This is a genomic window from Nocardiopsis sediminis, from assembly GCF_042650565.1.
GTDB classification, from domain to species: Bacteria; Actinomycetota; Actinomycetes; order Streptosporangiales; family Streptosporangiaceae; genus Nocardiopsis_B; species Nocardiopsis_B sediminis.
On the sequence record NZ_JBHSBH010000003.1, the window covers coordinates 117,976 to 140,173 of the forward strand.

The window sequence follows — 22,198 nt, forward strand, 5'->3', positions numbered from 1 at the left end:
CCGATGCTCATTCCCCGCAAGGTCAAGCACCGCAAGCAGCACCACCCGTCCTTGAGCGGGCGCGCCAAGGGTGGCACCAAGGTCAACTTCGGTGAGTACGGGATCCAGGCACTGGAGTCCGCCTACGTCACCAACCGGCAGATCGAGTCCGCTCGTATCGCCATGACCCGCCACATCAAGCGCGGCGGCAAGGTCTGGATCAACATCTTCCCGGACCGCCCCATCACCAAGAAGCCGGCCGAGACCCGCATGGGTTCCGGTAAGGGCTCCCCCGAGTGGTGGGTCGCCCCGGTCAAGCCGGGCCGCGTGATGTTCGAGCTCTCGGGTGTGCCGGAGCCCATCGCCAAGGAGGCGTTGCGGCGTGCGATGCACAAGCTCCCTATGAAGTGCAAGTTCGTGAAGCGCGAAGTGGAGGCGTGATGGCGAAGTCCCTGACCGCCCAGGAGCTGCGGACCGAGTCCCAGGAGGACCTGGTCACCAAGCTCAAGGAGGCGAAGGAAGAGCTGTTCAACCTCCGCTTCCAGGCCGCCACCGGGCAGCTCGACAACCACAACCGGCTGCGCACGGTCAAGCGCGAGATCGCGCGGATCTACACGGTCATGCGCGAGCACGAGCTGGGCATCATGCCGCTGGCGTCGGCTGAGGAGACGAAGGAAGCAGCCGAATGAGCGAAGAGAAGGCTCTGACCCGCGACCAGGAGCGCAACTACCGCAAGGTCCGCGAGGGCCTGGTCGTCAGCGACAAGATGGAGAAGACCGTCGTTGTCGAGGTGGAGGACCGCGTCAAGCACGCGCTGTACGGCAAGGTCATCCGCCGCACCACCAAGTACAAGGCCCACGACGAGGCGAACTCCTGCGGGATCGGTGACCGGGTCCGCCTGATGGAGACCCGTCCGATGTCCGCGACCAAGCGCTGGCGCGTCGTGGAGATCCTGGAGAAGGCTAAGTAGACCCCCGTCCGGCGGCCGGTTCGTGGAGATCGGTCGCCGGGGGGTGAGACCACCTAGCGCGCGAGCGGAGTGAGTTCGCGCGCACATATCAGGAGCAGACGTGATTCAGCAGGAGTCGCGACTCAAGGTCGCCGACAACACGGGGGCCAAGGAGATCTTGACCATCCGTGTCCTCGGCGGCTCGGGTCGGCGCTACGCGGGCATCGGCGACACCATCGTGGCGACGGTGAAGGACGCCCTTCCCGGCGCGGGCGTGAAAAAGGGCGATGTCGTCAAGGCCGTTATCGTGCGCACCACCAAGGAGCGCCGCCGGCCCGACGGCTCCTACATCCGCTTCGATGAGAACGCCGCCGTGCTCATCAAGGACGGTGGGGATCCGCGGGGCACCCGCATCTTCGGCCCGGTCGGGCGCGAGCTGCGGGACAAGAAGTACATGCGCATCATCTCGCTGGCGCCGGAGGTGCTTTAGGCGATGAAGGTCAAAAAGGACGACGAGGTCATCGTCATCGCCGGCAAGGACAAGGGTGCGACCGGGAAGGTCCTGCGGGCCATTCCCAAGGAGCAGCGTGTCGTCGTCGAGGGCGTCAACCTCATCAAGAAGCACAAGAAGGCCAACCCGGCGGGCGGCCAGCAGGGTGAGGTCGTCACCAAGGAGGGCCCCATCCACGTGAGCAATGTCGCGCTCGTGGAGGACGGCAAGCCCACCCGTGTCGGTTACCGCTTCGAGGAAGACGGAACCAAGGTTCGGGTCTCCCGCCGTACCGGTAAGGACATCTGATGACGGTCACCACTGACACCGCCGCCCCGGCGCTGCCGCGGCTCAAGGAGAAGTACCGCACCGAGATCATCGCCGGGCTGCGCGACGAGTTCGGCATCGGCAACATCATGCAGGTCCCCGGTCTGACGAAGATCGTGGTCAACATGGGTGTCGGTGAGGCCGCGCGCGACGCCAAGCTGATCCAGGGCGCGATCGCCGACCTGTCGGCGATCACCGGGCAGAAGCCGAAGATCAACCGGGCGAAGAACTCCATCGCGCAGTTCAAGCTGCGCGAGGGCCAGCCGATCGGGGCCAGCGTCACGCTGCGCGGCGACCGGATGTGGGAGTTCCTCGACCGCCTGCTCTCGCTGGCGCTGCCCCGGATCCGCGACTTCCGCGGGCTTTCCCCGAAGCAGTTCGACGGCCGCGGCAACTACACCTTCGGCCTGACCGAGCAGGTCATGTTCCACGAGATCGACCCGGACAAGGTCGACCGCCAGCGGGGCATGGACATCACTGTCGTCACCACGGCGACCAACGACGATGAGGGGCGCAGCCTGCTCAAGCGGCTCGGTTTCCCCTTCAAGGAAGCCTAGGGGGATCGACGATGGCTAAGAAGGCGCTGATCGCCAAGGCGAACAGGAAGCCCAAGTTCGCTGTTCGCGCGTATACTCGTTGCTCGCGGTGCGGCCGTCCGCGCGCCGTCTTCCGGAAGTTCGGCCTGTGCCGTATCTGCTTCCGCGAAATGGCGCACCGGGGCGAACTGCCGGGCATCACCAAGTCGAGCTGGTAGCCGCCGGCAGGGCCGGCCGCGGTCATCCGCGGCCGGCCCCGGCTTGGGGTCGCCGCCATAGCCCCGCCATGGCGCGACCGCAACATCGAAGCGGCCGGTAGGACACCGCCGCGAACCACAAGAACCGACCGGGCACGGTGCGGAACACCCCGCACGGTGCCCACGACCACGCCGTAGGTCCTAGAGGAATCCGCGCCTGGCGCGCGGGACCAGGCCATGAGGGAATGGCCTGCCCTTGGGGAAACCGCGGTGAGGAAGGGCCAATCGGCCATGACGATGACCGACCCGATCGCAGACATGCTCACGCGTCTGCGTAACGCGAATTCGGCGTATCACGACACCGTGACCATGCCGTATTCCAAGATCAAGGCGCACATCGCCGAGATCCTCCAGCAGGAGGGCTACGTCCAGGGCTGGCGCACCGAGGAGGCCCCCGTGGGCCAGAACCTCGTCGTCGACCTGAAGTACGGGCCCACGCGTGAGCGTTCCATCGCCGGCGTCCGCCGGGTCTCCAAGCCCGGTCTCCGGGTCTACGCGAAGAAGGACAACCTTCCGCGGGTCCTGGGCGGCCTCGGCGTGGCCATCATTTCGACGTCCGGCGGCCTGATGACGGACAAGCAGGCCAAGAAGCGCGGCGTGGGCGGCGAAGTCCTCGCCTACGTCTGGTAAAGGGAGAGATTTCCGCATGTCGCGTATCGGTCGACTGCCGATCTCGGTCCCCAAGGGCGTCGAAGTCACGATTAACGGGCAAGACGTCACCGTCAAGGGGCCGAAGGGCGAACTGAAGCACACCGTCGCCGCTCCGATCACCGTCTCCCTGGACGACGGCACCTTCCAGGTGGCGCGTCCGGACGACAAGCCCGAGAACCGCTCGCTGCACGGGCTGACCCGCGCGCTGATCGCGAATCTCATCGAGGGCGTGTCCAAGGGCTACAGCAAGACCCTGGAGATCCACGGTGTCGGTTACCGTGTCCAGGCGCGCGGCTCCAACCTGGAGTTCTCGCTGGGCTACAGCCACCCCGTCGTGGTGGAGCCGCCGGACGGCATCACCTTCCGCGTCGAGAAGCCGACCCTGCTGCACGTGGACGGCATCGACAAGCAGCTTGTGGGCCAGGTCGCCGCCAACATCCGCGGTCTGCGCAAGCCCGACCCCTACAAGGCCAAGGGCGTGCGCTACCAGGGCGAGCACATCCGCCGCAAGGCCGGAAAGGCTGGTAAGTAGCATGGGCAAGAGCTCGACGCCGGTCCGCAAGGGGACGGCATCGCGCACGGCTTCCCGTGCGCGGCGGCACCTGCGGGTCCGCAAGAAGATCTCGGGTACGGCGCAGCGTCCGCGCCTGGTCGTCACCCGCTCGTCCAAGCACATGGTCGCGCAGATCGTCGACGACACCAAGGGCCACACCCTGGTGTCCGCCTCGACCCTCGACCCGTCCGTGCGCACCGACGACAGCAAGAAGTCCGAGAAGTCGCAGAAGGTCGGCGAGCTCCTGGCGCGGCGCGCCCAGGACGCCGGCATCACCGCCGTCGTGTTCGACCGCGGCGGGTTCCGGTACCAGGGCCGTATCGCGGCGCTCGCCCAGGGTGCGCGTGACGCCGGGCTGGAGTTCTAGCGATATGAACATCGACGGGAAGAGGAACCACTGATGGCCGCAGCTCCGCGCCGCGGCGCCGGTGGCGAGCGGCGTGACCGCCGTGACGATCGCCGCGGCGGCGCCGCAGACAAGGGTGTCTCGTACATCGAAAAGGTCGTGACCATCAACCGGGTCGCCAAGGTCGTCAAGGGTGGTCGGCGCTTCAGCTTCACCGCGCTGGTCGTCGTCGGCGACGGCAACGGCATGGTGGGCGTCGGCTACGGCAAGGCCAAGGAAGTCCCCGCGGCCATCGCCAAGGGTGTCGAGGAGGCGAAGAAGAACTTCTTCCGCGTCCCCCGCATCCAGGGCACCATCACCCACCGGGTCCAGGGTGAGGACGCCGCCGGCGTCGTCCTCCTGCGTCCCGCCGCCCCCGGTACCGGTGTCATCGCCGGCGGTCCGGTGCGCGCGGTGCTGGAGTGCGCGGGCATCCACGACGTGCTGAGCAAGTCGCTCGGCTCGTCCAACCCGCTCAACATCGTGCACGCGACCGTCGCGGCGCTCAAGGGGCTCAACCGTCCCGAGGAGATCGCGGCCCGCCGCGGCCTGCCGATCGAGGACGTCGCTCCGGCGGCCATGCTCCGGGCCCGTGCGGAAGCGAAGGCGGGGGCCTGACCATGGCGAAGCTGAAGATCACGCAGGTCCGTTCCAAGATCGGCGGGGTGCGCAAGCAGCGCGAGACGTTGCAGTCCCTCGGTCTGCGCCGGATCGGCACCTCGGTCGTCCGTGACGACCGCCCCGAGGTCCGCGGGCAGATCAACGTCGTCGCGCACCTCGTGACTGTCGAGGAGGTCAGCGAATGAGCGACTACAACCCCGACGAGCTGCTCAAGCTCCACCACCTGCGGCCCGCCCCGGGCGCCAACAAGGCCAAGATCCGCAAGGGTCGCGGCGAGGCGTCCAAGGGCAAGACCGCGGGTCGCGGTACCAAGGGCACCAAGGCTCGCAACACCGTGCCCGTCGGCTTCGAGGGCGGCCAGATGCCGCTCATCCGCCGGGTCCCCAAGCTCAAGGGCTTCAGCAACGCCCGGTTCACGACCGTCTACCAGGTCGTCAACCTGGACAAGCTGAGCGAGCTCTACCCCGAGGGTGGCGAGGTCACCGTCGAGGGGCTCGTCGCCAAGGGCGCGGTCCGCAAGAACGAGCTCGTCAAGGTGCTGGGCACCGGCGAGATCTCGGTGGCCGTCCAGGTGAGCGTGAACGCGTTCTCCGAGTCGGCCAAGGCGAAGATCACGGCCGCCGGCGGCACCGTCACCGAGCTGTAGGGCCGGTTCGACGTGGCGTTGCAGGGGCGTCCGCAGGCAGTACCCACGAGGTGGGGATGCCGGCGGGCGCCCCTGCGCCATATGCGGGGCGGTCCGCGCCGGTTCCGGCCGGTTTCGACGTCTGCGCTGTTCCCTGCGGGGACGGTGTGCGGGTGCGATCGGGCGGGTACCGGTTGTTACCCACGTGATCCTGCTTACCCGCCGAATCACTGTTACAGTGCGATACTGCTTCACCGATGACTTCCGAGCACCGGGCGGACGCCCGGCGCTGACGCTCTACGACGATTCAGGATCGGCCGCGATGTCTCGAACCGGTTCCGCCGCCGAAGCCTCGCAGGAGGAGACGTGCTAGGTGCGTTCGTCCGTGCGTTCCGCACGCCTGACCTGCGTAACAAGCTGCTGTTCACGCTGTTCATCCTGACCATCTACCGGCTCGGGTCGGTCATCCCGGCACCGGGCATCGACTCCGCGGCGATCAGGGATCAGCTCGAAGCCGTGCAGAACGCGGACACCACCGGTGTCTACGCGCTGGTCAACCTCTTCAGCGGCGGCGCGCTCCTCCAGCTCGCCGTCTTCGCCCTGGGCATCATGCCCTACATCACGGCGAGCATCATCATCAACCTGCTCACCGTGGTGATCCCGCGCCTCGAAGCGCTGAAGAAGGAGGGGCAGGCGGGGCAGTCGAAGATCACGCAGTACACGCGTTATCTGACCCTCGCCCTGGCCGTTCTGCAATCCACGAGCATCGTCGCCATGGCCCGCACCGGCCAGCTGTTCCAGAACCAGATCCCGGTGTCGGCGTACATGCCCAACCAGGACATCCTCACCCTGGTCACCATCGTCTTCACCATGACCGCGGGCACCTGCGTCATCATGTGGTTCGGCGAGCTCATCACCGAGCGCGGCGTCGGCAACGGCATGTCGCTGATGATCTTCACCACGGTCATCGCCATGTTCCCCTCGTCCATCGCCACGATGTACCAGGAGCAGGAGACCTGGGTCTTCGCGCTGATCTGCATCGCGGGCCTGGTGCTCATCGCCGGCGTGGTCTTCATGGAGCAGGCGCAGCGCCGTATCCCGGTGCAGTACGCCAAGCGCATGGTGGGCCGGCGCATGTACGGCGGCAGCTCCACCTACATCCCGCTGAAGGTCAACCAGGCCGGCATCATCCCGGTGATCTTCGCGTCCTCGCTGCTCTACCTGCCGCAGCTCGGTGTCGGCCTCCTCGGGCAGGACTCCGACAACGCGGTGGTGCGGTTCCTCAACGAGTACTTCGTCAGCGGCTCGCACCCGGTGTACATGGCGACCTTCTTCGTCCTCATCATCGGCTTCGCCTTCTTCTACGTGGCCATTACCTTCAACCCCACTGAAGTGGCCGACAACATGAAGAAGTACGGTGGGTTCATCCCGGGTATCCGTCCGGGGCGTCCGACCGCCGAGTACCTCGACTACGTCCTGACCCGGCTGACGACCCCTGGTTCGCTGTACCTGGGTGTGATCGCTCTGCTTCCGATGATCGCGATGGGCGCGTCCGGCGCGTCCCAGAACTTTCCCTTCGGCGGCACGAGCATCCTGATCATGGTCGGTGTCGGGCTGGACACGGTGAAGCAGATCGAGAGTCACCTCCAGCAGAGGAACTACGAAGGTTTTCTGCGATAGTGCGTGCCGTATTGGTGGGACCGCCTGGGGCCGGAAAAGGCACCCAGGCCCAGATCCTGGCGTCAGAATTGTCCATCCCGAAGGTGTCCACGGGCGACATCTTCCGGGCCAACGTGAGCGGTGGCACCGAGCTCGGTAAGCAGGCCAAGTCCTACATGGACGCCGGTGACCTCGTCCCCGACGAGGTCACCAACGCCATGGTGCGCGACCGCCTGGCACAGCAGGACGCCCAGCGCGGCTTCCTGCTCGACGGCTTCCCGCGCAATGTGGCCCAGGCCGAGACCCTGAAGAAGATGCTCGACGACCTCGGCACCCGCCTCGACGTCGTGCTCGAACTGCGGGTCGACGAGGAGGAGGTCGTCAAGCGGCTCTCCGGCCGGCGTTCCTGCCGCAACTGCGGGCACGCCCAGCACGTCGTCTTCGATCCGCCGAAGACCGACGGCGTCTGCGACTCCTGCGGCGGCGAGCTGTTCCAGCGCGAGGACGACAAGGAGGAGACGATCCGGCACCGGCTGGACGTCTACCGCGAGCAGACCGCGCCTCTCGTGCAGTTCTACGAGAGCGAGGGCATCCTGGTCACCATCGCCGCCGTGGGCGACGTCAAGGACGTCACCGCGCGGGCGAAGGCGGCGCTGGGGCGCGCCTCCTGATGTTCCGGAAAGCCGAACCCGAGATCCAGCTGAAGACCTCGGCGGAGATCGAGAAGATGCGGGCGGCGGGGCAGATCGTCGCCCGCACCCTCGATGAGCTGCGCGCCGCGGTGCGCCCGGGGATCAGCACGCTGGACCTCGACACCATCGCCGAACGCAGCATCCGCGCAGCGGGCGCCGTGCCGTCCTTCAAGGGCTACCACGGCTTCACCGGCTCCATCTGCGCCTCGGTGAACGAGGAGGTCGTCCACGGCATCCCCAGCGCCGAACGGGTGCTGGCCGACGGCGACCTCATCTCCATCGACTGCGGCGCCATCCTCGACGGCTGGCACGGCGACTCCGCGATCACGGTGGCCGTCGGCGACCCGTCCGAGGACGACCGTCGGCTGATGGAGGTGTGCGAAGAGGCCATGTGGCAGGGGATCGCGCAGCTGCGCCCCGGCAACCGCCTGGGCGACATCGGGTACGCCATCGACGGCCACATGCGCTCCCAGGGCCGCTACGGCAACGTCCAGGAGTACGGCGGCCACGGCATCGGGACCGAGATGCACATGGAGCCGCACGTCCTCAACCACGGCAAGCGCGGCCGCGGGCTGGAGCTGGTCGAGGGGATGTGCCTGGCGATCGAGCCGATGGCCAACCTGGGCACCCGGCACGTGCTCCAGCTCGACGACGGCTGGACGGTCGTCACCCGCGACTCCAAGCGCTCGGCGCACTTCGAGCACACGGTCGCCATCACCGCCGAGGGCCCGCGGGTGCTCACCGCGCGCACCGAGAACCGCGACAAGATAGCCGCCATGGGCCTGCCCGACCCCGGGTTCTGAGCGCGCACCGTTCGAGCGCCCCCTTGAGCCGGACCCCATGGCACGGGGTGAGGAACCCCTTACGATGGACCGTGCGGCCGTCCGGCCCGACACGACATCGGTGAGGAAGGTGGGCGATGTCCGAGCAATCGCCTGAGATCAGGGCCTCGGACTCCGACCGCGACCGTGTGGCCAAGCTGCTCCAGGAGCACTTCGCCCATGGCAGGCTCGACAGCGAGGAGTTCAGCGGCCGCCTGGAGAGCGCCTACAAGGCGCGCACCCACGGCGACCTCGCCCCGCTCACCGAGGACCTGCCCGAGCGCGACCTCGCCGACCTCCCGCCCGACGAACCCGCCCGCCCGGCCGCGCGGGGCGACCAGCCCCCGCTGCTGCGCGACCCCGCCCTGCTCATCCCGTGGGGGCTGTGGGCCGGGGTCAACACCCTCTGCTTCACGATCTGGCTGATCCTCTACCTGGCCGAGGGGGCCACCTACCCGTGGTTCCTGTGGGTGCTCGGCCCGTGGGGGATCGTGATGGGCTTCATCACCCTGGCGGTGGGCGCGACCGACCGCCGCACCGACGGCCACAGGTGATCCCGGCCTCGCCGGCGGCGGCGCGTCGGAAGTGGTGACGCGGGGCGGGTAAGATGGCGATGCCCACACTCGGGCTGTTGGGTCAGGCTGCCTTTGCTCGCATGCGCCTCGCTCTCGGCGTATGCTGTCGCAGTTGACCTGATTTCTCAGTGTCAGTGTTCGAAACCCAGCTCAAAGGTCCGGGGCCGCCTTACGTCGGCCCCTGACTCGTTGTTACCCCGCGCAGGCGGGGGTGATCCCGAAGCGTGGAGGATATGGCAAAGAAAGACGGCGCCATCGAGATCGAGGGCTCCGTTATCGAGTCCCTACCCAACGCCATGTTCCGAGTGGAGCTCGACAACGGGCACAAGGTCCTTGCCCACATCAGCGGCAAGATGCGGATGCACTACATCCGTATCCTCCCCGACGACCGCGTCGTCGTGGAGCTGAGCCCGTACGACCTCACGCGCGGGCGCATCGTTTACCGCTACAAGTAGTCCGTCACGCGCGGCCGGCCTTGTCGGCGGCCACGGTGACGGCTGAGTCCGGAGCCACCATGAAGGTCAAGCCGAGCGTCAAGAAGATCTGCGCGAAGTGCCGAGTGATCCGCCGCAACCGCCGGATCATGGTCATCTGCTCGGACCCGCGTCACAAGCAGCGTCAGGGCTGACGCCGACTTCGCGACAGCAGGACCGCCGCGCGGCCACAGCGCCCCCGGCGGAAGATGAAGAGACCCGTTCCGATCCTCTCCCTGCGGGAGGGGACCACCCCCGGTCGGAGGCCGGGGCCTCGTCGATTGGGCGACGAGAGGACAGTGGGACGGGTGAGACCTCCGCACAAGCACGAAGGAGTTCGCCCACATGGCACGCCTTGCCGGCGTCGACCTCCCCCGCGACAAGCGGGTGGAGATCGCTCTCACCTACGTTTTCGGGATCGGGCGCACCCGCGCCATCGAGACCCTGAAGAACACGGGCGTCAACCCCGACACCCGTGTCCACCAGCTCTCCGAGGACGAGCTGGTCAGCCTGCGCGACTGGATCGACGCCAACTACAAGGTCGAGGGTGACCTCCGCCGCGAGGTCCAGGCCGACATCCGCCGCAAGATGGAGATCGGGTGCTACCAGGGCATCCGGCACCGCCGCGGCCTCCCGGTCCACGGTCAGCGGACGCAGACCAACGCGCGCACCCGCAAGGGCAAGAAGAAGACCGTGGCCGGTAAGAAGAAGGCCGGCAAGAAGTAGTCCGTCCGGACGCAACGCCAGTGTCCGGAACGCCAACGGACCGATGATCTTGGGAGTTTTGAGGTATGCCGCCTAAGGGCCGTCAGGGCGCCGCACGCAAGGTGCGCCGCAAGGAAAAGAAGAACATCGTCCACGGGCATGCTCACATCAAGAGCACGTTCAACAACACGATCGTGAGCATCACCGACCCCACCGGCGCGGTGATCTCGTGGGCGAGCTCCGGGCAGGTCGGCTTCAAGGGTTCGCGCAAGTCCACCCCGTTCGCCGCGCAGATGGCCGCCGAGGCCGCGGCCCGCCGCGCGCAGGAGCACGGGGTGCGCAAGGTGGACGTCTTCGTCAAGGGCCCCGGCTCCGGCCGCGAGACCGCCATCCGCTCGCTCCAGGCCACCGGGCTCGAGGTCGGCTCCATTCAGGACGTCACCCCGGTCCCGCACAACGGCTGCCGCCCGCCGAAGCGCCGCCGGGTCTGACCGAGCACACGCCGCGCCGCCACGCGGGTCCGCCGCCGATGTCGGCTGGCCCGCGCGGCCGGGTAGAGACCGGATAGCACGATGATGAGGCCCCGCGACCGCGGGGCCGTCCAGTGGCCGTCAAATAGCGGGCGGCCGTGGGAAAGGAATCACGGACCATGTTGATCGCTCAGCGTCCAACGCTCACCGAGGAATCGATCTCGGAGTTCCGCTCGAAGTTCGTCGTCGAGCCCCTCGAGCCGGGCTTCGGGTACACGATCGGCAACTCCCTGCGCCGCACCCTGCTGTCCTCCATCCCCGGTGCCGCTGTCACCAGCATCCGCATCGAGGGCGTCGAGCACGAGTTCACGACCGTGCCCGGCGTCAAGGAGGACGTCACCGAGGTCATCCTGAACCTCAAGGGGCTGGTCGTCAGCTCCGAGCACGATGAGCCGGTGCTCATGTACCTGCGCAAGCAGGGACCGGGCGTCGTCACCGCCGCGGACATCGCGCCGCCGGCGGGGGTCGAGGTGCACAACCCCGACCTGCACATCGCGACGCTCAACAGCAAGGGCAAGCTGGAGATGGAGCTGACGGTCGAGCGCGGCCGCGGCTACGTGTCGGCGACCCAGAACAAGCAGCCGGGTCAGGAGATCGGGCGCATCCCGATCGACTCGATCTACTCGCCGGTTCTGCGCGTCACCTACAAGGTCGAGGCCACCCGTGTCGAGCAGCGCACGGACTTCGACCGGCTGATCGTGGACATCGAGACCAAGCCGAGCATCCGCCCCCGCGACGCCGTCGCGAGCGCCGGCAAGACGCTGGTCGAGCTGTTCGGCCTGGCGCGCGAGCTGAACGTCGACGCCGAGGGCATCGACATGGGCCCGTCGCCCACGGACGCCGCGCTGGCCGCCGACCTCGCTCTGCCGATCGAGGACCTGAACCTCACGGTGCGGTCCTACAACTGCCTCAAGCGCGAGGGCATCCACAGCGTCGGCGAACTGGTCGCACGCTCGGAGCAGGACCTGCTCGACATCCGCAACTTCGGTGCGAAGTCGATCGAAGAGGTCAAGCAGAAGCTCATCGACATGGGGCTGTCGCTGAAGGACTCCCCGCCCGGATTCGACCCGAGCAGCGCGGCCGACTCCTACGGTTCCGACGACGAGGACGAGTCCTTCGTCGAGACCGAGCAGTACTAGAAGACCTTCGTCGCCCAAGGTCCCCGGCGCTATGGGAAAACACGCCGGGGACCGGCACCCCTAGGAGAACGACACCATGCCCACGCCAACGAAGGGGCCTCGCCTGGGTTCCGGCCCGGCTCATGAGCGGCACATTCTGGCGAACCTGGCGACCTCGCTGTTCCAGCACGGCCGCATCAAGACCACGGAGGCCAAGGCCAAGCGCCTGCGCCCCTACGCGGAGAAGCTCATCACCCTGGGCAAGCGCGGCGACCTGCACGCCCGCCGCCAGGTGATGACCAAGATCGCGGACAAGTCGGTCGTGCACGAGCTGTTCACCGAGATCGGCCCCCGCTACGAGAACCGCGCGGGCGGCTACACCCGGATCACCAAGATCGGTCCGCGCAAGGGTGACAACGCGCCCATGGCCGTGATCGAGCTGGTCGAGGCAGGCCCGGCCACCCCGGCCGCGCCGCGTGCGGCGGCCGCCCCCGCCGAGGAGGCCCCGGCCCCCGCCGCGGAGCAGGCCGAGGAGACGGCGGAGGACACCGCCGCCGCCCCGGTCGCCGAAGCCGCCGACGAGAAGGCCGAGGGTGACACCCCGGCCGCGGAGACCAGTGAGGACAAGGGCGAGGACAAGTAGCCTTCGCGTCGTGGTCATCCGGTGCCCGATCCCCTCATGGGGGTCGGGCACTCTGTCGTAGAGGGGTGGGGACATGAGCGGGGCCGGAACGGTCCGGGTGCGGCTGGACATCGGCTACGACGGCACGGGGTTCTCCGGCTGGGCCGAGCAGCCGGGGCGGCGGACGGTCCAGGGCGAGGTGCAGGCGGCGCTGGCGCGCGTCCTGCGCGTGGACGCGGCGCAGCTGACCGTCGCGGGCCGCACCGACGCGGGCGTGCACGCGCGCTGCCAGGTGGCGCACGTGGACCTTCCGGGGGAGGTGTGGGAGGCCGAGGGGGAGCGGCTGCTGCGCCGGCTGGCGGGGGTGCTGCCCGCCGATGTCCGGGTGCGGTCGGTGGGGCGCGCCCCGGAGGGCTTCGACGCGCGGTTCTCCCCGATGTTCCGCCGCTATGTCTACCGGGTCAGCGACGCCCCCGGCGGGGTCGACCCGCTGCGCCGGCACGACGTCCTGTGGCACAAGCGCCCGCTGGACATCGACCGCATGAACGCCGCCGCGGCCGAGCTGATCGGCGAGCACGACTTCGCGGCGTTCTGCCGCAGGCGCGAGGGTGCGACGACCATCCGGGAGCTGCTGCGGCTGTCGTGGGAGCGTGAGGGCGACCACCTGTATGCGGGCACCGTTCAGGCCGACGCGTTCTGCCACAACATGGTGCGTGCCCTGGTGGGGGCGCTGCTGGCGGTGGGCGACGGCCGCCGCGGCCCGGACTGGCCGCGCAAGGTGCTGACCGCCGGCGTGCGCGACTCCGCGGTCCACGTCGTTCCCCCGCACGGCCTCACCCTGGAGGAGATCCGCTACCCCGCCGACACCGACCTCGCCGCCCGCGCCACCGCCACCCGCCGCGTCCGCACCCTCCCGGGGGTGTGAGCGGGGCCGGACACACCACCGGGACCCCCGCAGAGCGGGGGTCCCGGTGAGTGCGACGGCGGTGCCCGGCCCGGGGCGGTGCCCCGGGCCGGGGGGTCAGCCGGACTGCGCGGCCAGCGGCTCCATCGGGATCTCGACGAAGCCGTCGCTGAGTTCGGACAGTTCGTCGGCCTGGCCCGCTGCGGCGCGGCCGTCGCTGTTGGCGGCCAGGGAGTACACCAGGTAGGGGCCCCACTGCCCGCCGGAGCCGTGGCCGGCCGCGAAGGCCATGCGCTCGGCCCCGGTGCCCTCCTGGCCGGAGAGGCCGGCGAACCACTCGCCGGCGCCGGGGTCCTGCGCCTCGAGCGCCGCACCGGCGTCCTCCGGCGTGCCCATGGCCGCGATGCCGACGGTGACCGCCCGGGTGGCGTCCTCGTTGACGTAGGTCGCGCGGACGATCTGCCGGCAGTCGTTGTCGGCGAGCACCTGGCCGTAGTCGCCGTGGGCGACGGTGTCGCAGTCGGTGGTGTCGTCGGTGATGGCCAGCGTGTAGGGCTGGCCCCCGACCTCGACGTCGCCGGGGAAGAGATCGCCGGATTCGAGCGCTTCGGGTGCGCTGGGGGCGTCGCCCCCAGCGACCGCGGAGCCACCGGGACCCCCGCTGGTGGCCACCCAGAACGCTCCGCCGCCGCCGGCTAGGAGCAGCACCACGAAGCCGACGCCCATCAGCACCTTCGTGGTGGTGCTCAGCCCGCCGCGGGACTCGCGCTTGGGGCCGGGGCCGGGCGGGCGGGTGTAGTCCTCCATGCCCGCCAGGTCGAACTGGGCCGTGGCGTCGCCGCCGCGCGGCGCTTCGTCGCGGAACATCTGCCGGCCGCCGTATTCGGCGGACACCGGCGGGATGGCCTGGGTGGCGCCGTCGTCGACGACGGCGTTCATGTTCTGGGTGGCCGCCCCGGCATCGGGCGGGAACATGGGCGCGTCCTCGACGGAGTCGGGAACGGCCGTGCCGGGCTGCACGATGCGGCCCTGGAGCGGCTGGTGCGGGTCGGCCGACGGCCAGGGCGCGCCCATGGGCTGCTGCCCGCCGGTGGGGGCGCCGCCCATGGTGCCCGGGCCGCCCATGGGCTGCTGTCCGCCCGTGGTGCCGCCCATGGGGTACTGGCCCCCCGTGGGACCGCCCATGGGCGGGTGCCCGCCCATGGGCCCGCCGGGGTAGGCGGCCGGTGCGCCGGCGGGCCCGCCCATCGGCTGCTGCCCGCCTGTGGGGGTCGCGCCGGGGTAGGTCGGTGCGCCCGTCGGCGTGCCCGGGGGCGGCTGCTGCGGGCCGGTCGCCGGGGCCGCCCCGATGGGGAGCGGCGCGGCGGGCAGGCCCGGCCGGCCGGGGTCGGGCGTGTGTCCGGGGTACCCGCCCTGCTGGGCGTGGCCCGGCCCGCCGGGCCCGGGGTAGGGGCCCTGCGGGCCCGTCCCGGTGGCCGGGGGCGCCGCCTGCGGCGGCTGGACCGGCCCCGGTGCCTGGGCCCCATAGGGGCCACCGGGGTAGGCCGGCTGCCCGTTCGCCGGGCTCGGGCCGCCGTAGGCCGGGGGCTGGGGGACGCCCTGCTGCTGCCCGGGGGCGCCGTAGGGCTGCTGCCCGCCCGTGGCGGAGGGAGGGGCCATGGGGTCCTGGCCGGCGCCCGGGTGGCCCATGGGGGGCTGCTGGCCGCCCGACGACGCGCCCACCTGGTACTGGTTGGGGTCGGGGGCGCCGGCGGGCTGCTGCCCGGCCGGGGACCACGGGGCTTCGGCGGGTGCGGCCGCGGGGTATGAGGGCGCACCGGTTGCCGGCGGCATCGGGGGGTGGCCGCCGGTGGGCTGTCCCTGGGGGGCGGGCTGCGGCGTGTAGGGCCCCTGCGGGCCCCCCGGCTGCTGCCGGGCGGGCGGCGCGGTCATCGGGTACTGGCCGCCGGTGGGCGAGTGCAGCGGGGGCTGCCTCCCGGTGGGGCCCGCCACGGGGTACTGCCCGCCGGTGGGCGTGCGCCCCTGCGGGTAGGCCGCCGCGGGCGGCGCGCCCGGGGTTCCCTGCTGCACCGGTCCGTGCGGTCCCGCCGCCTGCCCCTGCGGGGGGAACTGCGGGCCCGAGGGGGCCTGCGGCGCGCCGTAGCCGTGCGGCCCGGCGGGCGCGGCGCCCGGAACCGTATAGGGGCCGGGGGCGGCGTGTTCCTGTCCCGGTGGATAGGGGGCCTGCCCCCCGTGGGCGGGGTCGGCCGGACCCCCGTGCGGGGGCACCGGCCCCGGGTCGGGCGGCGGGGCCACGGGGAAGGGGTGCGTGGAGTCGTCGGGTCCCTGGCTCATGGCGTCACCTTGGCGCTGCGGTCGGCCGTCGGGGCCAGGGCGGCCGTGGTTGGGATCATCTGAAGACTCCTTGCGTGGAACCCCCGGTCACGGCCGGAGGGCGAACACATCCTGGGACAGACACGTGTGATAGCTTCAACACGCTCGGTTAGCGAAATCCAAGGTATCCGGGTCTACCGCCGGGGCGGCGGCGAGTGATGTCTAGGTGTCTCGGGTGCGACCACTGGGCGCTACACCGTCCATTGCCTCGGTTCGGGGGTGGCTGCGGGCTGCGGGACACGGCATCGGTGCCCGCGGGGGCGCGGATCCTCCGTTCACAGGGGAGGGGCGCCGTGCGGATGCGGGGCGATGGCCGGCCCCCGGGACTTCGTTGGCGGGACCCGTCCATGTGGCTCCAGCTGAGGCCGTCGGTGTCGGACTGCGGGCGGCCCGCCGAAGCGGCCGGCCGCGGCGCGTTCCCACCCCGGGTATCGGCCGTGCGGGCCGAGAATATCCGCTCGACGCGGGAGGCGCCCGTGGCGGAGGGGGCGGGCGGGCCGATCCACCGGGGGCCGGGGCGGTGGGTGCGGCGCGCCGGGCGAGGCCGCGGCGCGCACGCGCTATGCTCACACCCGACTTTAGCGCCCGCTTCGACGCGGGTGGTCGACTATGACGGTAATCTCCCAAGTCCCGATATCCGGTTCGCACCGTGGCCTGACCCCCGTGCCCCTGCGCCGATCCCGCCCGGCCCAGCCCCGCCGCCGCGGGCGGGCGGCTCTGTGATCCGGCCAAACCACTCACCGGGCAGGGCATAATGAGAGTGGAGTAATCACGGATCGCGGTGCCGCTATGGGTCGGTCCAGGATCAGGCAGAGTATGATCATGGGCCGCTTTGACCTGTGGTGTCTCCGGTCGGTATGATACTCCGTCGTTGTGCGTTGAGTTGCCGTGGGTTCCCGCGCTTTCCGCTGGGCGCCGATCACGCATCACCGTCTGCGCACTCAATCGTCGGTACGTCCCTCATACGACGAACCGCCGGCCCGGAAATTACGAGTTCTCCATCTCCGTTCGCGGGGATGGACCCCGCCGACTGAGACGAAGGCATACGATCGTGCGCACATACAGCCCCAAGCCCAACGATGTCCAGCGTCAGTGGCACGTCATCGACGCCAGCGACCTTGTGCTCGGTCGGCTGGCCAGCCACGTCGCCACGCTGCTCCGAGGCAAGCACAAGACCTACTACGCGCCCCACATCGACACCGGCGACTTCGTGATCATCGTGAACGCCGACAAGGTGGCGCTGACCGGTCGCAAGCTGGAGCAGAAGCGGGCCTACCGGCACTCGGGCTACCCCGGCGGTCTGCGTTCCGTCGCCTACAGCGAACTGATGGCGAAGCAGCCCGAGCGCGCCGTCGAGAAGGCCGTCAAGGGCATGCTGCCCAAGGGTTCCCTCGGCCGCCAGATGGCCAAGAAGCTCAAGGTGTACGCCGGCGCGGAGCACCCGCACCAGGCCCAGAAGCCGGTGCCGTTCGAAATCAAGAAGATCGATCAGCCCGCTTAGGCGTTCGCGAGAGTCAAGGAATTACGAGGAGAACCGTGGTCGAGCCCACCGGCATCGAAGACGCCGCCGCACAGGACTTCGAGGAGAACTCCGAGGAGTTCCCCGCTGAGTACACCACCCAGACGCCCGAGGGGGCCGTCGAGGGATACGTCCCCACCGCGTCCGGCCCCGGCGCCGGAACCGGCCGCCGCAAGCAGGCCATCGCCCGCGTCCGCATCACCCCCGGCTCCGGGGAGTGGAAGGTCAACGGCAAGTCGCTGGAGGACTACTTCCCCGACAAGGTGCACCAGCAGCTCATCAAGGAGCCCCTGGTCACCCTGGGCTTCGAGGGGGCCTACGACGTCTTCGCCCGCCTCAACGGCGGCGGCCCCAGCGGCCAGGCCGGCGCGCTGCGCCACGGCATCGCCCGTGCGCTCGCCGGGCTCGACCCCGAGAACAACCGGCCGCCGCTGAAGAAGGCCGGCTACCTCACCCGCGACGCCCGCGAGGTCGAGCGCAAGAAGGCGGGTCTGAAGAAGGCCCGTAAGGCTCCGCAGTACTCCAAGCGGTAACCATCCCGCCGGGATCCGCGCAGATCATGGTCCGCGCGGCAGGCTAGGGCCCGCCGGTCCCCCCGCTCAGGGGGTGGCCTGTGCGGGCCACAGCTGTTTCCGGGTGCGCATGGTGCGGGGCCGGGGTGGAACAACGGCCGCGGCCCCGCGGACCGCACGCGGCTTCTCAACTCGATGCTGTCCGCTTAGCTGTCTGCATATACGTAAGGGGCGAATGGTCCGTGGCTCGGCTGTTTGGTACCGACGGAGTCCGGGGGGTCGCCGGACGCGACCTCACCGCCACCCTGGCGCTCGATCTCGCCGCGGCGGCGGCGCGGGTCCTCACCCCCGAGGGGCGTGAGGAGGGGGCGCGGCCGAAGGCGGTGGTGGGCAGGGATCCCCGCGCCTCCGGGGAGTTCCTGGAGGCGGCCGTTGTGGCGGGCCTGGCGGGCGCCGGCGTCGACGTCGTCCGTCTCGGGGTGCTGCCCACCCCGGCGGTGGCGTACCTGACCGCGGAGCTGGACGCCGACTTCGGGGTCATGCTGTCGGCCAGCCACAACCCCGCGCCCGACAACGGCATCAAGATCTTCGGCCGGGGCGGGCAGAAGCTCGCCGACTCCGCCGAGGACGAGATCGAAGAGGCCATCTCGGCCGCCCATGAGGGCGCGGTGGGTGCGGCGGTCGGCCGCGTCACCGACGCCGGCGACGGCGCCGAGCGCTACATCGGCCACGTGGTGGCCTCGCTCGGCCAGTCGCTGAACGGCCTGCGCGTGGTGGTCGACTGCGCGAACGGGGCGGCGTCGTCCGTCGCCCCCGAGGCGCTGCGCCGCGCGGGGGCCGACGTCATCACCATCGGCGACGCCCCCGACGGCCTCAACATCAACAAGGGCTGCGGCTCCACCCACCTGGAGGAGCTCCAAGAGGCGGTGCGCCGGCACGGGGCCGACGCGGGGATCGCCCACGACGGCGACGCCGACCGCTGCCTGGCGGTGGCGGCCGACGGCTCGGTGGTCGACGGCGACCAGATCCTCGGCATCCTGGCGCTGGAGCTCCAGGAGGCGGGCCGCCTGGCCAAGGACACGCTGGTCGTGACCGTCATGTCCAACCTGGGCCTGAAACTGGCCATGCGCGAGGCCGGGATCACCGTGGTGGAGACCCCGGTGGGCGACCGCTACGTCCTGGAGGCCATGCGCGAGGGGTCCTTCTCCCTGGGCGGCGAGCAGTCGGGGCACGTGGTGCTGCTCGACCACGCCACGACCGGCGACGGCCTGCTCACCGGGCTGCACCTGCTGTCGGCCATGAGCCGGCGCGGCCTCGCGCTGGGCGAGCTGGCCAAGGTCATGACCCGGCTGCCGCAGGTCCTCATCAACGTCCGCGACGTCGACAAGACCCGCGCCGCCACCTCGGAGGAACTGGCCGATGCGGTCCGCGCGGCAGAGGCCGAGCTGGGCGAGTCCGGCCGCGTCCTGATCCGCCCCAGCGGCACCGAGCCCATGGTCCGCGTAATGGTAGAGGCCGCCGCTGAACCCCACGCCCACGAGGTGGCCGAACGCCTCGCGGGGGTAGTGCGCACGGCCTTGGGTTAAGGCCTGCCGCCGAGGGCTGAGCCCTATCCGCAGCGACAACGTGCGGCGCACCCTGAGGGGGACGCGCCGCACGTTCATCTTTTCGGGGGCACAGTTCTCCTACCACTGGTAGGATCAGAATCATGAGTGGTAGCAGAAAGTACTCCATCAGCCTCCCCGAAGACCTCGCTGAGGATGTACGCGCTCATGTGGGCCCCGGCGGTTTCTCCGCTTACGTGGCCGAGGCTCTGGAGCAGCGTGTGGCCATGGACAAGCTCCGCGAGATCGTCGCCGACTTCGAGACCGATAACGAGCCGATATCCCGCGAAGAGATCGAAGCGGCCCGTGCCGTGCTTCGCCACGATCAGCGTGACTCGGGCGGTGCCGCAGCCTGATGCCCGGCACGCTCTTCCTGGACTGTGAGGGCCTGTCCAGGCTCTACCTCAAGGACCGAACCGTCGTGACCCTCGTCCAGACGGCCTCGGAAGAAGGCATCCGGGTGGCCACGACGGCCATGACCACCCTTGAGGCGGATTACGAACGCATCCATCCCGCCCGCATCCGGTGGGTGCTCTCTCGGATCGACGTCCATGACGTCACCAAGAACGTCGCCGACGAAGCCGCGGCACTGTTGCGCGACCACCGCCTCAGCGGCCACAAGTACGCCATCGACGCCGTTCTCGCAGCCATCGCCCGCTCCGCGCCGGGGCCGGTCACGGTCCTCACCTCCGACACCGAGGACGTCAGCCTGCTCTGCGGCCCGGCCATCGAGGTCAGGAAAGTCTGACGCATGCAGAGCGCGTGCACACTCGCTTGCGCATGACACCACGCAAGACCCTGATGGCACACGGAAGTCGGTCACCGGAATACAACAAGAAGCCCAGGTCACATGCCATGAGACCTGGGCTTCTCGGCAGTCGACGCGGTGTGCCGGGCTACTCCGTGGCGGTGGTGTGCAGCAGGTCGTGGTTGTCGTGGATCCGCTCCCAGGAGGCGGGTTCCTTCGGGGTGGTGCGGGTGGTGATCGACGCGTCGGCGGCGGCGGTGTCGAGTGCGGGGCGGCCCGGGGTGTAGAGCCAGGTGTCGTAGAGGTCGCCGAGGTCCTGGCCGGAGACCTCCTCGGACAGGGCGATGAACTCCTCGACCGAGGCGTTGCCGTGCGCGTACTGCTCCTGCCAGGCGATGAGGAGCTCGCTGAACGCGTCGTCGCCGATCTCCTGGCGGAGGGCGTGGACCGCCAGGGCGCCGCGGTCGTAGACCGCGGAGTGGAAGACGTTCTCCGGGCCGGGGTCGCCAGGGGCGACCTCCCAGAACGGGTCGTCCTCCGGGTAGAGGTGGTAGGTGTAGTCGGCCAGCTCCTGGGCGGTGCCCTCGCCCTCGTGCTCCGACCACATCCACTCGGCGTAGCTGGCGAAGCCCTCGTTGATCCAGATGTCCTGCCAGCCGGCCACCGACACGTTGTCCCCCCACCACTGGTGGGCGAGTTCGTGGGCCACCACGTAGGGGTTGGAGCCGCGCTCGAAGAAGGCGTGGCTGTAGACCGGCCGGGTCTGGGTCTCCAGTGCGAAGCCGAGGTCGGCCGCCTGCCCGGCGACCACGCCGCCCAGCGCGTTGTAGGGGTAGGGCCCGAAGGTCTCCTCCTGGAACTCGACGATCTCCTCGCCGCGCTCGATGCTGGCCTTCGCCGGCCCCGCCAGCGACCCGAGGTCGTCGCTGTAGGCGTTGTAGACGGGCAGCCCGGAGCCGGTCTCGTCCTCGTGGGTCTCGTAGTCCCCGACGGCCAGGGTGGCGAGGTAGGTGGTCGACGGCCGGTCCTGCCGCCAGGTGTAGGTGGTCTTCCCGGCGCGGGTGGTCTCGCCGGTGAGGACGCCGTTGCTGACCGCGCTGGTGCCTTCAGGGACGGTCACCGCGACGTCGAAGGTCGCCTTGTCGCGCGGGTGGTCGTTGGCGGGGAACCACCACCAGGAGGCTTCGGGCTGGCCGAGCGCGATGGCGCCGTCGGGGGTGCGGTTCCACCCGGTGACCGAGCCGTCGCCCCACTGCACGGTCGAGGGCACGTCGGCGTATTTGACGACCACGGTGAGCTGCCCGCCCTCGGCGACCGGCCGGGCGGGGGTGATGACGAGCTTGTGCTCGCCGCTCCGCTCGAAGTCGGCCGGGGTGCCGTTGACCCGGACGGAGTCGACGTCCAGCAGGAAGTCCAGGCTGAAAGAGTCGAGGTCCTCGGTCGCCTCGGCGACGAGCGTGGCGGTGCCCGTCAGCCGGTCGGAGTCGGGGGTGTAGCCCAGCCGCAGGTCGTAGTGCTCGACGTCGTAGCCCGTGTTGCCGTACGAGGGGAAGTAGGGGTCGCCGATGCCGTCGCCGGGGGCCGCGGCCGCCGTGGTCGCGGGCGCCGCGGCCAGCAGGAGCGCTGCCAGGGCCGTGCCGCCGTGTCGGAGCCGACGTCGTGGCATGTGGGTGGTCCTTCCATGTGGATGGGCGCCGTGGGCGCCGGTGGGGGCGGCACGGATCGCGCGCCCCGTTCACTCGGACCCCGGTGGTGGGCCGCACCATCCCTGTGCCTCATGCGCCGCGCCGTGCCGGGAGATCACCATGCGATACCTCGCCGCCCGCGGAGTCAAGACCCGTGTGCCCGGCCGTGTCCGCGTGCGGGCGGCCGGATGCGGCCACCCCGCAGGTCCGCTGCCGGCCCGCTGCCGGCGGGTGGGATCGGCGTCACAGCGGGGACACGGCGAAGGGCGGGCCCGCGGATGCGGG

Annotated in this window: 31 protein-coding genes; 29 read left to right on the top strand and 2 right to left on the bottom strand. The window is 70.1% G+C overall.

Features of this window, described 5'->3' with window-relative positions:
• The first annotated feature begins 3 nt into the window (after positions 1-3).
• The 24 genes from rplP (at position 4) to truA (ending at position 13,493) form a co-directional block, all read left to right on the top strand.
• The gene (gene rplP, locus ACFOVU_RS01910) at positions 4-420 is read left to right on the top strand and encodes a 50S ribosomal protein L16 (RefSeq protein ID WP_378529509.1); all 417 of its coding nucleotides are present in this window, start codon (positions 4-6) and stop codon (positions 418-420) included.
• Positions 420-668 carry a 50S ribosomal protein L29 gene (gene rpmC / locus ACFOVU_RS01915; RefSeq protein ID WP_378529510.1) on the top strand — a complete coding sequence of 83 codons (249 nt, stop codon included), beginning with the start codon at positions 420-422 and terminating at the stop codon, positions 666-668. Before rplP ends, rpmC begins: the two co-directional genes overlap by 1 nt.
• The gene (gene rpsQ, locus ACFOVU_RS01920; protein ID WP_378529511.1) at positions 665-949 is read left to right on the top strand and encodes a 30S ribosomal protein S17; all 285 of its coding nucleotides are present in this window, start codon (positions 665-667) and stop codon (positions 947-949) included. Before rpmC ends, rpsQ begins: the two co-directional genes overlap by 4 nt.
• A gap of 100 nt (positions 950-1,049) precedes the next feature.
• On the top strand, positions 1,050-1,418 hold the full coding sequence (rplN, locus tag ACFOVU_RS01925; protein ID WP_067964586.1) for a 50S ribosomal protein L14: 369 nt from the start codon (positions 1,050-1,052) through the stop codon (positions 1,416-1,418).
• A gap of 3 nt (positions 1,419-1,421) precedes the next feature.
• Complete coding sequence (rplX, locus tag ACFOVU_RS01930) at positions 1,422-1,727, top strand: 50S ribosomal protein L24 (RefSeq protein WP_378529512.1); 306 nt, start codon at positions 1,422-1,424, stop codon at positions 1,725-1,727.
• Entirely contained in the window at positions 1,727-2,302 is a 576-nt protein-coding gene (gene rplE, locus ACFOVU_RS01935) for a 50S ribosomal protein L5 (RefSeq protein ID WP_378529513.1), read from the top strand. Before rplX ends, rplE begins: the two co-directional genes overlap by 1 nt.
• Positions 2,303-2,313: 11 nt before the next feature.
• A complete protein-coding gene (locus tag ACFOVU_RS01940) occupies positions 2,314-2,499 on the top strand; it encodes a type Z 30S ribosomal protein S14 (protein ID WP_184079638.1) in 186 nt (61 codons plus the stop codon).
• A gap of 270 nt (positions 2,500-2,769) precedes the next feature.
• The gene (rpsH, locus tag ACFOVU_RS01945; RefSeq protein WP_378529514.1) at positions 2,770-3,168 is read left to right on the top strand and encodes a 30S ribosomal protein S8; all 399 of its coding nucleotides are present in this window, start codon (positions 2,770-2,772) and stop codon (positions 3,166-3,168) included.
• Positions 3,169-3,184: 16 nt separating this feature from the next.
• Positions 3,185-3,721 (top strand): 50S ribosomal protein L6, encoded by a 537-nt coding sequence (gene rplF / locus ACFOVU_RS01950; RefSeq protein WP_378529515.1) that lies wholly within the window; start codon positions 3,185-3,187, stop codon positions 3,719-3,721.
• A gap of 1 nt (position 3,722) precedes the next feature.
• Positions 3,723-4,109, top strand: a complete 387-nt coding sequence (gene rplR / locus ACFOVU_RS01955; RefSeq protein WP_378529516.1) for a 50S ribosomal protein L18 — start codon at positions 3,723-3,725, stop codon at positions 4,107-4,109.
• 33 nt (positions 4,110-4,142) lie between these two features.
• A complete protein-coding gene (rpsE, locus tag ACFOVU_RS01960; protein ID WP_378529517.1) occupies positions 4,143-4,745 on the top strand; it encodes a 30S ribosomal protein S5 in 603 nt (200 codons plus the stop codon).
• A gap of 2 nt (positions 4,746-4,747) precedes the next feature.
• Entirely contained in the window at positions 4,748-4,933 is a 186-nt protein-coding gene (gene rpmD / locus ACFOVU_RS01965; RefSeq protein ID WP_378529518.1) for a 50S ribosomal protein L30, read from the top strand.
• Complete coding sequence (gene rplO, locus ACFOVU_RS01970) at positions 4,930-5,394, top strand: 50S ribosomal protein L15 (RefSeq protein ID WP_378529519.1); 465 nt, start codon at positions 4,930-4,932, stop codon at positions 5,392-5,394. Before rpmD ends, rplO begins: the two co-directional genes overlap by 4 nt.
• A 345-nt stretch (positions 5,395-5,739) precedes the next feature.
• Positions 5,740-7,053 carry a preprotein translocase subunit SecY gene (gene secY / locus ACFOVU_RS01975; RefSeq protein WP_378529520.1) on the top strand — a complete coding sequence of 438 codons (1,314 nt, stop codon included), beginning with the start codon at positions 5,740-5,742 and terminating at the stop codon, positions 7,051-7,053.
• A gap of 11 nt (positions 7,054-7,064) precedes the next feature.
• Positions 7,065-7,703, top strand: a complete 639-nt coding sequence (locus ACFOVU_RS01980) for an adenylate kinase (RefSeq protein WP_378529521.1) — start codon at positions 7,065-7,067, stop codon at positions 7,701-7,703.
• Positions 7,703-8,527 (top strand): type I methionyl aminopeptidase, encoded by an 825-nt coding sequence (map, locus tag ACFOVU_RS01985; protein WP_378529522.1) that lies wholly within the window; start codon positions 7,703-7,705, stop codon positions 8,525-8,527. Before ACFOVU_RS01980 ends, map begins: the two co-directional genes overlap by 1 nt.
• 116 nt (positions 8,528-8,643) lie before the next feature.
• Entirely contained in the window at positions 8,644-9,099 is a 456-nt protein-coding gene (locus ACFOVU_RS01990) for a DUF1707 SHOCT-like domain-containing protein (RefSeq protein WP_378529523.1), read from the top strand.
• Between the two features lie 254 nt (positions 9,100-9,353).
• Complete coding sequence (gene infA, locus ACFOVU_RS01995; protein WP_017593374.1) at positions 9,354-9,575, top strand: translation initiation factor IF-1; 222 nt, start codon at positions 9,354-9,356, stop codon at positions 9,573-9,575.
• 59 nt (positions 9,576-9,634) lie between these two features.
• Positions 9,635-9,748 carry a 50S ribosomal protein L36 gene (rpmJ, locus tag ACFOVU_RS02000; RefSeq protein ID WP_082206327.1) on the top strand — a complete coding sequence of 38 codons (114 nt, stop codon included), beginning with the start codon at positions 9,635-9,637 and terminating at the stop codon, positions 9,746-9,748.
• Between the two features lie 190 nt (positions 9,749-9,938).
• Positions 9,939-10,319: a 30S ribosomal protein S13 gene (gene rpsM, locus ACFOVU_RS02005; RefSeq protein ID WP_378529524.1), complete on the top strand. Its 381-nt coding sequence runs from the start codon at positions 9,939-9,941 to the stop codon at positions 10,317-10,319.
• A gap of 65 nt (positions 10,320-10,384) precedes the next feature.
• Positions 10,385-10,789 carry a 30S ribosomal protein S11 gene (gene rpsK / locus ACFOVU_RS02010; protein WP_179645417.1) on the top strand — a complete coding sequence of 135 codons (405 nt, stop codon included), beginning with the start codon at positions 10,385-10,387 and terminating at the stop codon, positions 10,787-10,789.
• A gap of 158 nt (positions 10,790-10,947) precedes the next feature.
• Positions 10,948-11,967: a DNA-directed RNA polymerase subunit alpha gene (locus ACFOVU_RS02015; RefSeq protein WP_378529525.1), complete on the top strand. Its 1,020-nt coding sequence runs from the start codon at positions 10,948-10,950 to the stop codon at positions 11,965-11,967.
• A 76-nt stretch (positions 11,968-12,043) separates the two neighbouring features.
• Positions 12,044-12,589: a 50S ribosomal protein L17 gene (rplQ, locus tag ACFOVU_RS02020; RefSeq protein ID WP_378529526.1), complete on the top strand. Its 546-nt coding sequence runs from the start codon at positions 12,044-12,046 to the stop codon at positions 12,587-12,589.
• Between the two features lie 73 nt (positions 12,590-12,662).
• A complete protein-coding gene (gene truA / locus ACFOVU_RS02025) occupies positions 12,663-13,493 on the top strand; it encodes a tRNA pseudouridine(38-40) synthase TruA (protein ID WP_378529527.1) in 831 nt (276 codons plus the stop codon).
• Between the two features lie 96 nt (positions 13,494-13,589).
• Here truA and ACFOVU_RS02030 read toward each other — a convergent pair whose 3' ends face one another.
• Entirely contained in the window at positions 13,590-15,806 is a 2,217-nt protein-coding gene (locus ACFOVU_RS02030) for a hypothetical protein (RefSeq protein ID WP_378529528.1), read from the bottom strand.
• 1,090 nt (positions 15,807-16,896) lie between these two features.
• On the opposite strand from ACFOVU_RS02030, the gene rplM reads away from it, so the two are divergent.
• From rplM to ACFOVU_RS02055, 5 genes are all read left to right on the top strand, one after another.
• On the top strand, positions 16,897-17,346 hold the full coding sequence (gene rplM, locus ACFOVU_RS02035) for a 50S ribosomal protein L13 (RefSeq protein WP_378529529.1): 450 nt from the start codon (positions 16,897-16,899) through the stop codon (positions 17,344-17,346).
• A gap of 35 nt (positions 17,347-17,381) precedes the next feature.
• Entirely contained in the window at positions 17,382-17,897 is a 516-nt protein-coding gene (gene rpsI, locus ACFOVU_RS02040; protein WP_378529530.1) for a 30S ribosomal protein S9, read from the top strand.
• Between the two features lie 221 nt (positions 17,898-18,118).
• The gene (glmM, locus tag ACFOVU_RS02045) at positions 18,119-19,462 is read left to right on the top strand and encodes a phosphoglucosamine mutase (protein WP_378529531.1); all 1,344 of its coding nucleotides are present in this window, start codon (positions 18,119-18,121) and stop codon (positions 19,460-19,462) included.
• A gap of 122 nt (positions 19,463-19,584) precedes the next feature.
• Positions 19,585-19,836, top strand: a complete 252-nt coding sequence (locus ACFOVU_RS02050; RefSeq protein WP_378529532.1) for a CopG family transcriptional regulator — start codon at positions 19,585-19,587, stop codon at positions 19,834-19,836.
• Positions 19,836-20,228 carry a type II toxin-antitoxin system VapC family toxin gene (locus ACFOVU_RS02055; protein WP_378529533.1) on the top strand — a complete coding sequence of 131 codons (393 nt, stop codon included), beginning with the start codon at positions 19,836-19,838 and terminating at the stop codon, positions 20,226-20,228. Before ACFOVU_RS02050 ends, ACFOVU_RS02055 begins: the two co-directional genes overlap by 1 nt.
• 148 nt (positions 20,229-20,376) lie before the next feature.
• Here the strand turns inward: ACFOVU_RS02055 and ACFOVU_RS02060 are convergent, their stop codons facing one another.
• On the bottom strand, positions 20,377-21,894 hold the full coding sequence (locus ACFOVU_RS02060; protein ID WP_378529534.1) for a M1 family metallopeptidase: 1,518 nt from the start codon (positions 21,892-21,894) through the stop codon (positions 20,377-20,379).
• Between the last annotated feature and the right edge of the window lie 304 nt (positions 21,895-22,198).